The 13,875-nt window shown below is 55.4% G+C and carries 10 protein-coding genes; 5 read left to right on the forward strand and 5 right to left on the reverse strand.

Translation table 11 applies throughout. The annotated features are described in order from the left end of the window. Nucleotides 1–526: 526 nt before the first annotated feature. From JE47_RS0116660 to JE47_RS0116680, 5 genes are all read left to right on the forward strand, one after another. Nucleotides 527–2,341: a peptide ABC transporter substrate-binding protein gene (locus JE47_RS0116660; RefSeq protein ID WP_035419764.1), complete on the forward strand. Its 1,815-nt coding sequence runs from the start codon at nt 527–529 to the stop codon at nt 2,339–2,341. 708 nt (nt 2,342–3,049) lie between these two features. Then, nucleotides 3,050–4,009 carry an ABC transporter permease gene (locus tag JE47_RS0116665; protein ID WP_031460842.1) on the forward strand — a complete coding sequence of 320 codons (960 nt, stop codon included), beginning with the start codon at nt 3,050–3,052 and terminating at the stop codon, nt 4,007–4,009. Between the two features lie 35 nt (nt 4,010–4,044). Further along, a complete protein-coding gene (locus tag JE47_RS0116670; protein ID WP_031460843.1) occupies nt 4,045–5,073 on the forward strand; it encodes an ABC transporter permease in 1,029 nt (342 codons plus the stop codon). Nucleotides 5,074–5,087: 14 nt separating this feature from the next. Next, nucleotides 5,088–5,525, forward strand: coding sequence for a hypothetical protein (locus JE47_RS0116675; RefSeq protein ID WP_031460844.1), 438 nt, complete (start codon nt 5,088–5,090; stop codon nt 5,523–5,525). Beyond that, on the forward strand, nt 5,522–6,685 hold the full coding sequence (locus tag JE47_RS0116680) for a phospholipase D-like domain-containing protein (protein ID WP_031460845.1): 1,164 nt from the start codon (nt 5,522–5,524) through the stop codon (nt 6,683–6,685). The genes JE47_RS0116675 and JE47_RS0116680 overlap by 4 nt, the downstream gene beginning before the upstream one ends. Nucleotides 6,686–7,395: 710 nt before the next feature. On the opposite strand, the gene JE47_RS0116690 is transcribed toward JE47_RS0116680, so the two are convergent. The 5 genes from JE47_RS0116690 to cytX form a co-directional block, all read right to left on the reverse strand. Beyond that, nucleotides 7,396–9,222, reverse strand: a complete 1,827-nt coding sequence (locus JE47_RS0116690; protein WP_031460847.1) for a peptide ABC transporter substrate-binding protein — start codon at nt 9,220–9,222, stop codon at nt 7,396–7,398. Nucleotides 9,223–9,444: 222 nt separating this feature from the next. Beyond that, a complete protein-coding gene (locus JE47_RS0116695) occupies nt 9,445–10,110 on the reverse strand; it encodes an energy-coupling factor transporter transmembrane component T family protein (protein WP_031460848.1) in 666 nt (221 codons plus the stop codon). Next, complete coding sequence (locus JE47_RS0116700) at nt 10,091–11,770, reverse strand: ABC transporter ATP-binding protein (RefSeq protein ID WP_031460849.1); 1,680 nt, start codon at nt 11,768–11,770, stop codon at nt 10,091–10,093. The genes JE47_RS0116695 and JE47_RS0116700 overlap by 20 nt, the downstream gene beginning before the upstream one ends. Next, complete coding sequence (gene thiW / locus JE47_RS22265) at nt 11,767–12,282, reverse strand: energy coupling factor transporter S component ThiW (RefSeq protein ID WP_031460850.1); 516 nt, start codon at nt 12,280–12,282, stop codon at nt 11,767–11,769. Before thiW ends, JE47_RS0116700 begins: the two co-directional genes overlap by 4 nt. Nucleotides 12,283–12,415: 133 nt before the next feature. Then, nucleotides 12,416–13,875, reverse strand: a 1,460-nt coding sequence (gene cytX / locus JE47_RS0116710) for a putative hydroxymethylpyrimidine transporter CytX (protein ID WP_236631273.1), incomplete at its 5' end; no start/stop codon positions are given.

Raw genomic sequence — 13,875 nt, forward strand, 5'->3', positions numbered from 1 at the left:
GAAGTCACGACAAAAAGGTCACGACTCAAATCTCCCCTCTCCCGCGCTGCGGGAGAGGGGCCGGGGGTGAGGGCAGCGCGGGAGAGGGGCCGGGGGTGAGGGCAGCGCGGGAGAGGGGCCGGGGGTGAGGGCAGCACGGGATCGGGACCTCCCCCTTCTTGACAACTCACCAACCCTGTGGTACTGTTCAACCACTCTGCACCTGCGTGAAGGTGATATATCAAGGACGATAGAGTTGCGTCATGGACAGTCGTGCCCGGCAATGCACAGCGGAACTGATCGAAGGTTGATCAACCGCTTGTTCGGCATACCCACAGTTCAGAGCAATGCTCCTGCCGTCGGCACATAAACCATTGGTGACAGGTTGGCACGGCACAACGAAATGCACGTACAGATGTTCTGTGGTTCTGGCTAATGATCGCCGACCAAGTTAGTCGTTGTCGCTGCGGCCAACATTGCTCACAAATATATGGTTCGTTTTGAAAAAGAGGAGGTTTCTGTGTCGCACAAACGATTTTGGGTATGGATGACCCTCCTGGCAATGGTGGCAATGATCCTCGCCGCCTGTGGTACGCAACAGCCCCAGGCTCAGCCCACCACTGCTCCGGCAGCGCAAGCGACGACGGCCCCCCAGCCAACTGCTGCGCCGCAGCCGACTACTGCCCCTCAGCCAACCGCTGCCCCTCAGCCGACCGCTGCGCCAACAGCCGCGCCGGCGAAAGGTGGTAAACTGACCATCCTCTATTGGCAAGCGGTCACAACGCTCAACCCACACCTGGCAACCGGTACCAAAGACTTTGATGGGGCAACGGTTATTCTTGAACCACTGGCCCGCTACAACGAAAAAGACGAGCTGGTTCCCTTCCTCGCCGCCGAAATCCCGACCCTGGAAAATGGTGGTGTGGCTGCCGATGGTACCAGCGTAACCTGGAAGCTCAAGCCAGGCTTGAAGTGGTCGGACGGCAGTGACTTTACGATTGACGACATTATCTTTACCTGGCAGTACTGCGCCGATGAGGCTACAGCCTGTACTACAAAGGCGGCGTTCGATCCGATTGCCAACATCGAAAAGATTGATGACACTACTTTCAAGATTATTTGGAAGGAGCCGAACGCCAACCCCTACATCTCCTTTGTCGGGCCACTCGGCATGATCTTGCAGAAGAAACAGTTCGGTAACTGCATCGGTGCTGCTGCCAGCACCAGCGCCGAGTGTCAGGCCGCGAACCTGGCGCCGATCGGAACTAATGCGTGGAAGCTCAAGGAGTTCCGCCCTGGTGATACGGTTATCTACGAGCGCAACCCCTTCTTCCGTGATGCCGATAAGGTCTTCTTCGACGAGGTAGAGATCAAGGGTGGTGGTGATGCCACCTCAGCCGCTCGTGCAGTTTGTGAGACGGGTGAAGTTGATTTTGCCTGGAACTTGCAGATTCCAAAGGCTGTGCTCGAACCAATCCTGGCCAGTGGCAAATGTGATGCCATCGCTGGTGGTTCGTTCGGTGTCGAACGGATTGTGGTCAACTTTGCCAACCCCGATCCGGCACTGGGTGACAAGCGCAGCGAGCCTGATCAACCGCATCCGTTCCTGACCGATCCGGCAGTGCGGAAGGCGATCGCACTAGCAATTGACCGCAAGGCGATTGCCGAGCAGCTCTACGGCCCGACCGGTGAACCAACGTGCAATATTCTGGTTGTACCGGCGAACGTCAACTCGCCGAACACCACCTGCGAACGTAACGTCGAAGAGGCCAAGCGCCTGCTGGAAGAGGCTGGCTGGAAGCTCAATGGTCAGGTACGCGAGAAGAACGGCGTGCGGTTGGTTGTCTCTTTCCAGACCAGCATCAATACGCTGCGCCAGGGTGAGCAAGCAATTATCAAATCAAACCTGGCCGAGATCGGGATTCAGGTGAACAACAAGGCCATTGACGCCGCGGTCTTCTTCGGTGGCGATCCGGGTAATCCTGATACACTCAACAAGTTCTACGCCGACCTGCAAATGTACACCAACGGCCCGTCTTCAATCGATCCTCAGCAATACTTGCAAGGTTGGATCTGCGCCGAAGTCGCATCGTCGGCGAACCAGTGGAACGGCAACAACGACGGTCGCTACTGCAACCCCGAATACGATGCGCTCTTCGAGCAGTTGAAGAAGGAGCTTGATCTGAAGAAGCGGGAAGAGCTGGCAATCAAGATGAATGACCTCCTGGTCAACGATGTGGCCGTGATCCCGCTGATCAACCGCCGCACGCCGAATGCGAAGCTGAAGAATCTTGAAGGCCCAACCTTCAATACCTTCGACAGCAGCATTTGGAATATTGCAACCTGGCGGCGCGTGCCGTAATCGGTTTGCCGACGGGGAGGAGCGGGTAAATACCTGCTGCTCCCCGCCTTTGCTTCCAGTGCGTGAATGTTAGGAATCGGAAATGGAGGAGAGAAGATAGAGAAGGGACCGGTTCCCTCACTTTAGCGCCCTACTTCTTCGCCTCTGGTGGAAGCGTAAGAGGGGCTTGGGGGGAAGGTGAGGGAGCGACGCCGACAACCATCACACCTGCCCGTCGCATCAGAACGCCAGATGGCGAGTGAAGCAGTGAGGGCGACCCTCACCCCCGGCCCCTCTCCCGCACTGCGGGCGAGGGGTAATCTGGAGGGGATGGACGCGCCATTGTAGACAGACGTAGACGCAGAATCGTCACTACTACGCTAACCGCCTCCTTTCGCACTGCGGGCGAGGGGTGATCTGGGGGGATGGACGCGCCATCGTAGACAGACGTAGGCGCAGAATCGTCACTACTACGCTAACCTCTCCCTCCCGCACTGCGGGCGAGGGGTGATCTGGGTTGTAAACTTGGCATCGTTGAAAGACACGGGCGCAGAATCGCCACTACTACGCTAACCTACTCCCTTCCTCTTCCCTGGTGGAAGTGGAAGGGGGCTAGGGGGAAGGTGAGGTAGCCTCCCCCCTTCCTCTCCCGCAGCGTGGGAGAGGAAGGGGGGCTGGGGGGTAGGTGAGGGCGGCCTTTTGGAATGAAATAAAACAGGGGCAACGACTATGTTGCAATACATTATTCGACGGATTTTGATTGCTATTCCAACGCTCTTGATCATCAGCTTTGTTATTTTTGCCGTGCTTGCGCTTGCCCCTGGCGACCCACTTGCCCAATTCGCATTGAACCCGGCAATTCCCGAATCAACCCGCGAGCTAATCCGGATTCAATTTGGGCTTGACCGACCCTGGCCAGAGCGCTACGTGCGCTGGCTCATTTCGTTAATGCGCGGTGACTGGGGCTTTTCATTTGGCACTCGCGGCCCAGTAATCGACCTGATCTGGCAACGATTGCCACAAACGCTAACCGTCGTCGGTACGGCGTATCTGATCGCCGTGCTCCTCGCTATTCCGATAGGAATTATTTCAGCCGTTAAGCAGTATTCGATTTTTGACAATGTTGCCACCTTTTTTGCGTTCATCGGTTTTTCAGTACCGTCGTTCTTTACCGGTCTGGTCCTGATGCTGATATTTGCAATCAATTTGCGCTGGTTTCCAATCGTATACAACACTACGCTTCAGGTTGTTGATTGGGAAACCTTTACTCAGCAGGTACGCCAGATGACCTTACCAGTGACGGTGCTAGTTGTACAGCAGACGGCTGCGCTCACCCGCTTTATGCGCTCATCAATGCTTGATAATCTGTCACTCGATTATGTGCGCACGGCACGGGCAAAAGGTCTGAGTGATCGGATGGTTGTGCTACGTCACGTGTTACGAAATAGTCTGATACCGGTGGTCACCCTGATTGCGCTGGGTATCCCGACAATTTTTGCCGGTGCGATTATTACTGAGAATCTCTTCCGGGTAAACGGATTAGGGGCATTGCTGATCACTTCGATCAACAATTCCGATACGCCAGTCGTGATGGCCCTGACCTTTATCTTTGCCATTCTGACGGTGGTGTTCAACCTGATCGCTGATATTCTTTACGGTGTGCTCGATCCACGAGTACGCTATTCCTAGAGATTACACGCTGACCGACCGGAAGGGGTTATGCTATGTCTGAAGTAGAGATGAATAGCACGGTGGGGTTGTCAGTAAGTACCCGCGCCCAACAAATGACGAGCCGGCTGTCGCCTAAGCCGCGTACCCTGCTCAGTGATGCCTGGCGGCGTTTTCGCAAGCATCGGATGGCCATGATCGGCGTCATTGTCTTGTTCACATTGGCCTTGTTCTCGTTTGTGGGGCCATATGTTTATGTACCAAGGCTGGCCGCCGAATTAGAGGCTGTTGGCTCACCCTTCATCCAGGATCGGGTTGATTTGCAGACCGCGATTGATCATCTCGATTTTCTTAATATTCTGTCAGGGCCAAGCGCAATCCATCCGTTTGGTACCGATGACCTTGGCCGCGACTTGCTAGCGCGTGCGCTGTACGGTGGCCGGGTGTCGCTCCTGGTTGGTCTAACTGCCATGGCAATTGCGATTTCACTGGGTACGATTATCGGTGCGACGGCTGGCTTTTTCGGTGGAGTGATCGATCAGATTTTAATGCGCATTACCGATCTTTTTTTGTCGCTACCGGTCATTCCTCTGACCCTGTTGGTGGTCTACCTCTTCCGTGACCCTGTTATTCAATTGATAGGATCACCTGAAGCCGGTATCTTCACGATTGTCGTGACTGTGATCGGTAGTCTGGCCTGGATGAGCACGGCGCGCATTGTGCGGGCGACCTTTCTCTCACTCAAAGAGAAGGAATTCGTCGAGGCAGCGATTGCGCTGGGGGTCAGTCGTCCGGCAATTATGTTTCGTCATATTCTGCCCAACGCTATCGGCCCGATTATCGTGGCCGCGACTCTGGAAGTCGGGAGTGCGATCATTACCGAGTCAACCCTGTCGTTCCTGGGTGTTGGCTTCCCGCCTGATACACCAACGTGGGGCCGATTAGTGACCGACGGGAGTCAGTATTTGCAGGCTGCGCCGTGGCTTGCCCTCTTCCCCGGCGCTCTGATCTTTCTTACCGTGCTCAGCATTAATTTTGTCGGTGACGGGCTGCGTGATGCACTCGATCCACGTTCACGTTTGTAACACCGGGTAAGGGTATGAGCCGTGAGCTGACACCAATCCAACGCCTGGCGGTAGAGGCCTTACAGGAGGATGAGCGATTGACGGCTGGCCTGAACGATGAACAGGCCAGACAGTGGTTGCAATGGGCAACGGCACGGGCCATTGAATTGACGCGCACAGTTGATGACGAATCCAGCGCCGAAGAGGTAGCGCTGGCGATTCGGAAAGCAGTGCGCGCTGCACTACAGGCCGATGGTTCGGTATCTACCGCCGAACATCTGTTGGCACAGATGGTACCGGTATCGTCAGTTGTACCGGTCTTGGGTGGTACTGTCGAACAGGCGGCCGCAACGCCTGTCAGCGACAACCCACCGCCGACAACAACGACACCGCCATACCCGCGTCGCTGGCTGGCCGCATTACCGCTTAGCCTACTGGCCCATCTGGGTCGTCGCCTATCGAGAAACGTATGACCCGTAAGTCGCCTCCTTCGCAACCCCGTCGGCTCAGGCTCAATCGCACCCAGATCATTCTGCTGTTTTTGCTGCTCGCCCTCGGCTATCTAATCAATGCCGGGATTATTGATCTGCGCCGTTTTGGTCTTGATCCGGCAATATTCGGTATTGAAACCCAGTCCAAACCTGATACCAGCGGCGAGATCGCGGTCTATTTTACCACTCCATCGCTGGTCTACCCGGATGTACCGCGCAATCGGGTCACGCCGCCATTTCTGCGCGATATTCTGACCGACATTGCCAATGCACGTCAGAGCATTGAACTGGCAACGTTTGAATACACGTTGCAGCCGGTCGCCGAGGCGCTGGTTGCCGCTCACCGACGCGGTGTGCGCGTCCATCTGGCCCTCGACCGTGAAAGTCTGAAAGACCCGGTTGATGCGAAATTCGCCGGTATGATCGAAGCGGCAGGTATCCCGATAAGCTGGGAAGAAACAACAGCCTTCTTACACAGTAAGTTTATCATTATCGATCAGCGCATTGTCTGGACTGGCTCGTGGAATGTGACAATAAACGACACCTATCGCAACAACAACAATCTGCTGCGGATCACGATACCGGCAATCGTTGAAAACTATCGCGTCGAGTTTGCCGAGATGTCGGCTGGTCGGTTTGGCAACAGCAAGCAAGCTACGACACCGTTCTCACGCCTCACCACTGCGCAGGCCACGATTGAGAACTACTTCACGCCACGAGAACGACCGGCAACCCGCATTGTCGAACTCATCGCCAATGCCCGCCGGTCGGTGGTGTTTATGGCCTTTTCATTCACCAGTGACGAGATTGCCAGCGCGATGATTGCTCGTCACCAGGCCGGTATTCCGGTACGCGGCGTCTTCGAGAAACGCAACGCTGAGGGTGTTGGTTCTGAATTCGGCCCGTTGCGAGACGCAGGTTTGAATGTCTTGCCCGATGGGAATTGCTATACGATGCACCACAAGGTGATCGTGATTGATGAACGGATTGTGATTACCGGTTCGTACAACTTCACCAGCCGTGCTGAGCGCACGAACGACGAGAACCTGTTGATTATCGATGACCCCACCCTAGCCGCAGCGTATCTTGCCGAGTTTGAGCGGGTATTTGAGCAGGCCAATAATCCAACGCGCTGTCAGTAGACGTTCCGCACCAGGCGGGCCGGTGGCCCGCGTACCCAAGCCCCCTCGCACCAGGCGGGCCAGTGGCCCGCGTACCCAGGCCCCTGCACCAGGCGGGCCAGTGGCCCGCGAACCCAGGCCATACCCCCCACCCCCCGCACCAGGCGGGCCGGTGGCCGGCGGACCCAGGTAATACCCCTCGTCCCCCGCACCAGGCGGGCCGGTGGCCGGCGGACCCAGGTAATACCCCTCGTCCCCCGCACCAGGCGGGCCAGTGGCCCGCGAACCCAGGCCATACCCCCCACCCCCCGCACCAGGCGGGCCGGTGGCCCGCGTACCCAGGTAATACCCCTCGTCCCCCCGCACCAGGCGGGCCGGTGGCCTGCGGACCTAGGCCGTAGCCTCGGTCTCCCCCGCACGCGGGGGCCAGGGGGTGACGATGGTTTTGCCCTCTGCACCAGGCGGGCCGGTGGTCCGCGAACCCAGGTAATACCCCTCCGCCCTCCGCACCAGGCGGGCCAGCGGCCCGCGTACCCAGGCCTTAGCCTCGGTCTCCCCCCGCACGCGGGGGCTTGGGTGTAACGATGGTGCGCTGATGCGCCAGCCGATCGGTTCCTACTATACCGAACGAGAGCCGAAGTGTAGGATAGACTGCTGAAGCATGGCTTCAGCAGTCCATAATCGCCGTATCAACCGGGCAGGTGCTCAACCCGTCTTACCCTGGCTCCCCGCTACGGAATTCGTCGCCAAGTTGCGATGTTCCACAAACTGCTGTCAAACGTGTTGAACGTTGGGCCGATCAGATTCTTTAGCTTGACCGCCGGTGTATACCGGTTGATCAACGGTATTTCCACAATGTCGTTGACCAGCAGATCGTTCATCTGAATCGCCAGTTCCATACGACGCTGTGGATCAAATTCCTTCTTCAACTGGTAAAAGAGTTCGTCGTAGGCCGGATTGCAGTAACGGCTGACGTTATTTCCATTCCAGCGGTTAGCCGATGAAGTTACTTCGGCGCAAATCCAACCCTCCAGATACGATTGCGGATCAGGCGAGCTTGGGCCGAAGGTGTACATTTGCAGATCGGCGTAAAATTTGTTCAGGGTGTCAGGATTCCCTGGATCGCCACTGAAAAAGACAGCGGGATCGATAGCTTTAAGGTAGGTCTGAATCCCGATCTCTGCCAGGTTTGATTTAATAATGGCCTGGGTATTCTGGCGTAAGGTGTTGATGCTGGTCTGAAGCGTAACAACTAACTTCACCCCATCCTTTTCACGCACGGAACCCTTAAGCACCCAACCGGCCTCATCTAGCAGGCGTTTTGCTTCCTCAACATTGCGCTCGCACGTGGTGTTAGGCGAATTGGCACTTGCTGGCACTACGAGCAAATTACAGGTAGGCGCGCCAGTCGGGCCGTAGAGCTGTTCGGCAATGGCCTTGCGATCGATTGCTAGTGCAATCGCCTTCCGCACGACTGGATCGGTCAGGAATGGATGTGGCTGATCAGGCTCACTACGCTTGTCGCCTAATGCTGGATCGGGATTGGCAAAGTTGATCACAATCCGCTCTACACCTCCTGTTGAGCCACCGGCAATTACATCGCAAGTACCATCTTTCAGAATCGGTTCGAGAACTGCTTTGGGTACCTGTAAGTTCAATGCAAAATCACCTTCTCCTGTGGTGCAGACCGCACGCGCTGCCGAGGCTGCATCACCTCCTCCTTTCAACTCAACTTCATCGAAGAAAACCGTATCGGCATCGCGATAGAAAGGGTTGCGCTCGTAGATCACGGTATCGCCCGGACGAAACTCTTTCAGCCTCCAGGCATTGGTACCTATCGGCGCCAAATTAGCTGCCTGGCATTCGGCATCGGTATTCGCAACCGAGCCAATGCAATTCGCGAATTGCTTCTGTTGCAGGATCATCCCGGCCGAGCCAACAAAGGAGATGTACGGATTGGGGTTCGGTTCCTTCCATGTGATCTTGAAGGTCGTCTCGTCAATCTTCTCGATGTTGGCAATCGGGTCAAAGGATGTCTTGTTGGTACAGCCGGTTGTTTCGTCGGCACAGTAGCGCCAGGTAAAGATAATGTCATCAATCGTAAAATCACTGCCGTCCGACCACTTCAAGCCCGGTTTAATCTTCCAGGTTATGCTGGTACCATCGGGCGCGATACCACCATTTTCTATTGTTGGTATCTCGGCCGCCAGAAATGGTACTAACTCATCGTTCTCATTGTAGCGGGCCAGCGGTTCGAGAATAACAGTGGCGCCGTTAAAGTCTTTGACGCCAGTTGCTAGATGCGGGTTAAGCGTCGTCACCGCCTGCCAGGAAAGAATCGTGAGTTTCTGTTTCTCCTTAGATGTTGGCGCTGCAGTTGGTACTTCCGTTGGCATCGGTATCGTGGTTGGTTCTACAGTTGGTTGAGAAACAGCCGTCGCTTCTGTTGCAGGTACGGTTGTTGGCAACCCTTGCGACTGTTGCGCACCACATCCGGCAAAGATGATGACTGTCACGACCAGTAGCATCGTCCACGTAATACGCCATCTGTACACCATGGTCACCTCCAGAACATCTCAGAACTTCCCGAACACAAACAAACCCTACCAAGCGCGATCAGCCCATTGATCGCCTCTGTTGCTGCTGTGCACGACATGGCACAAAACTCGTTTTATGTAATCTAGTGCTGAAGCACTATCCGAGATGAACACGGGGATTATCTGCTCATCAGGTCAGAGAGTATATCACATCGTTGACATGTTGTGTCATGCTCCTTTCACTCAACATTGAAACCAGATCAACAGCGCTGCCAGCAACGTGACCCCAACAGCCAGCGTGTCGCGAGAGCGCCAGTGATACGTGACCAGTTGACTACGACCTGATCGACTGAACCCACGTACCTCCATTGCCGCCGCTAGATGTTCGGCAGCCATTAAAGATTGCACCAGAAGCGGAACGAGTAATGCCGGGTAAAAACGGAGCGCATGCCACCCCGGCTCTAGCGGAATACCCCTCGCCCGTTGAGCGTCGATAATCTGGCGAATGCGATGTTCCATCACGCCAACATACTGCAAGGAAGAGGTGAGCAGGAAGGTGATGGAAAACGGAACCCCCATCTGCTGCAACGCGCCACCCAAGTCTTCCGGTGAGGTGGTGCGCAGGAATACGAAAAAGATCCCCGCCAGCACTAGAATCCGCAAGCCAATCAGCACTGCCATCCGCCAATCGAGAGTGAGAAAGGCAATCACTACCCAACCGGCAATCATCAGCAGAGCCAGCCGGAGCCAGCGCGCAAACGCCTGCTGTTGTTTGCTCCAGTAGACGATGATAATGATCGGGATCAGGCCCAAGATCAGGGCCGCAATACTCTCAACCATCGTCATCGCGACCGTCCAGATCAACGCGATCACCATTTTCGCTCGTGGATCAATTTGCAGAGCCGGCATACGGTACCTCATCCTGACGGATCATCGTCGTTGACGCTGAATCGCTGCTCTGCAACGCCAATGCAAGTCGGTAACGTTCGGGCAACAACAGCTTAGCCGTAGCGATACAAGCCGGATCGCTGACGATAGCGAGCGGAGAGTCGTCGGCAATCAATCGTCCGCCAGCCATCACCAACCAGCGCGATGACACCATACCGGCAAAATCCAGATCATGAGTAACCATCACGATCGTTCGGCCAGCGGTAGTCTGTTCACGAATATACGTTGCTAATGTCTGGCGAGCAGGCCAATCGAGACCGGTGGTTGGTTCATCGAGTACCAGAATGGGCGGATCGATCAGCATTGCTGCAGCCAGCGTCAGACGCCGTTTCTCGCCAGCGCTGAGCGCGAAGGGCGACCGGTCGGCAAGCGGTTCAAGCTGAAGTGCTTGCAAAACATCTCTCAGCCGCGCCGGATCGAAGACACCCATCACTCTGGCACCAATTGCCACCTCATCACGCACGCTAGCGCAAAACAGTTGATCATCAGGATGTTGGAATACCATTCCTACTGATCGCGCTAGTTCCGAAACTGGTGTCGTGCGTGTATCGCGACCCAATACGTTCACGCGACCGTGTTGTGGACGGTAGAGGCCGTTGAAGTGTTTGATCAGCGTGGTTTTACCAGCACCATTAGCGCCAACAATAGCTACACTCTCACCTGCATGTACTTGCAAATCAATGCTATCGAGCAGTTGCCGTTGCCCGATAGCGTAAGTGAGCTGGTGTGTGCGAAGTAGGGGCGAGCCATTGCCCCGCTGAAGGGTCACAACTGATGGCTGATACACTTCCATAAACTGCTGCCGATCAACTCGCGCCAGCAATGCTTCAACCGTAAGCGGCAGCGGATCAAGACCCAAAACGCGACCGATCTGCGTCGGTAGCGGTGGTTCGAGATGGAATCGACGAATATCGTGAGCCAAAACGTCAGCGGGTCGTCCATCGAGTGCAATCTGCCCTGCGTGCAAGACGATCATCCGAGTAGCATCGGCAGCAACCAGGCCAAGGCGATGCTCGGCCACAATGATCGTCACGCCCTGTTGATGGAGTGTGCGCAGGATCGCTTGCACCTGGGCCACATGCATACCGTCGAGATTGGCAAACGGTTCATCAAGCACAATAATCCGTGCACCAACCACCAGCACCGTCCCTAACGCAACCAGAAGCTGTTCACCGGCAGAGAGTTGTTGTGGGTTGCGTTCGAGTAAATGCTCAATCCCAAGCTGAGCAGCGACTGCATCAATCCGCTGCCGCATCACTTGTCGTTGACAACCCAGACTCTCTAAGCCAAAGGCCAGCTCACGGGTAACGGTGCTGTTAAAGAGTTGCCACTGCGGTGACTGAAACACCACACCGACCGTCATCAACCACTCGGCGAGCGGTCGGCTGCGGGTATCAACCCCGTCAATCACGATTGAACCCTCAATAACCCCATCGTACCCGTGAGGAATAAGGCCAGTGAGTGCCCGCACAAGTGTCGATTTACCGCTGCCACTCGCTCCACAGAGCAACACATACTCGCCAGCGTTGATCTGCGCTTCGATGTTGCGCAACGCCCATTGCGATCCCAACTGCGGATAGCGATAGGAGAAACGGCGAACTTCAATCTGACTACCGGTCAATTGACACTCCCACGTTGCTCGACAAGACGAACCACACCGGCACGCTCAAGCGCTTTGAGAACGATTAATCCAATTGCCGATCCGACGATGGTACTACCGAGAAACGAAGCGATCAGCAGGCTCAGCGCCATTGACTTTTGCATAAAGACCGGCGCAACCCATAGGCCACTTACGAGGGCAGCGATAATACCGGTACCGACAATCTCACCCAGGGCGGCCAGATAGATATTGCGCGTGAAACGGAAGACCAGACCGGCCAGCAACGCCCCGATCATCCCACCTGGAAAGGCCAGGACTGTACCAACCCCCATCGAAATGCGCAACACGGCAATCACACCAGCAATACCGGTTGCCCACCACGGACCCAACAACACAGCAGCGATCACATTAATGAAGTGTTGGGTAGGATTGATACGGGCGATACCGACCGGAAATGAGGTAAACGGCGCTAATGCCACCCCCAGTGCAATAAGTACGACCGCCTGAGCAATAAAACGTGTCTTCACGGCCATTCCTTTCTCTTAGTAAATACCGGTAAACGATCAGGTCATTTGTCTTGCAGAGAGGTTTGCGATGGCCGGTGAACGAAGGCTCTGACCTTCGCTCACCAAAAACTTCGGTAACCGCCCCTGTCCTTCCCACTCGTCATCCTTCACGCGAGACACGCACCAGCCGCTGTTGCCAGAGCCGACGTAAACCGGTGTACAACAAGAATGTCAGTAGAAAACAGGGAATACTAGCCCCGATTTGCGGTGCCCACTGCGTAATCGCTTGATAGATCAAGATACCCGCCAACCACGCGACCAGAGCACTAATCCGCCATTCACCAGCTTCTTCGGCCAATCCCCAGCGACGCACCACGAAATAATCTGCCAGTACGATGCCGAAGAGCGGTACGAATAGCGAACCGATCAACAGCAAAAAGTTGAAGTATTCGCTCATGGTGAGGATGGTTGCGAAGATAAAACCGATGACGCCGGTAAGGATGATCAAGAGACGCTGGTTAAATTGCGGAAAGACATTTTGGATCGAAATTGCTGTCGAGTAGATGTCGGCAAACGCATTGTCGGTCTCATCAACCAGAATGACCGCCAACGCCACGATGCCTCCCGTCATCGCCATAATCGCCGTGATGAGATGTTCAGGGGTTGGCTCACTCACATTTGCGGTTAACAAAAAGAGTGCGCCAAGGCTATAAAACCAGATATTAGTCAGCGCAAAACCAAGGTATGTCCCCCAGAAACTATCCTTCGAGCGACGGACAAACCGGTTATAATCGGCTACGAGCGGTATCCAGGAGATAGGCATTGCCGCTACCAGATCAACACCTAACCAAAATGGCATCTCGCCTGTCCCCGGCCGACTCAACAGCGCCAGGATGTCGTAATGGGTAAACAGATAGATCGTCATCCAGATTGTCACCGCATACACAATCCAGATACCAAACTTCTCTAGCCATTCTCGCACTACGACAAGGGGACCACCGAGAGCGAGCAGGGTACACCAGACCGCGAAGATTGCTACCCAGAGAGTACGATTACTCACACCAAACAAGGCTTGCCCGACCTGATCGGCAGCTAAGCCAATCACCCACAGCTCGAAGGCTGTCCAGCCCACCAGTTGCACAACGTTAAAGATCGTTGCCAGGTAAGAACCTTGCTTTCCAAACACCGAGCGGAGCAGAACCATCGTGGGGATACCGTGCTCACTTCCCAATATCCCAACCAGCGCTAGCAAGAGGGTGCCAATTGCTGTCCCGACCAGAATTGCCAGTAATGCTTGCAGCAAACTCAAGCCGGGCACCAGCAACGCTCCTGCTTCCAACACCAGTAACCCAACACCAAGACTCGACCACAGCACAAAGATGTCGAACCAGCGCAACCGACGATGCTCGGCAGGCACAGGATCAATACCCCATGCGGGAGGAACTTGCAAGCGCGGTAGCCATTCGCGCAAACGAGTTTGTAGTGACATACCCTTCCTCCAACTAAAAACGCCACCCGCGAAGGGTGGCGTAAATACCGGACAAGCACCGGTGGTGCGACGGTGTAATCCCTTCGCTGGCATTACCCAGAGCAGGTTCATGAGGTCGATGGTGGATCTGA

Origin of the sequence: Chloroflexus sp. MS-G (genome assembly GCF_000735195.1) — a bacterium.
In the GTDB taxonomy this organism is placed as follows: domain Bacteria; phylum Chloroflexota; class Chloroflexia; order Chloroflexales; family Chloroflexaceae; genus Chloroflexus.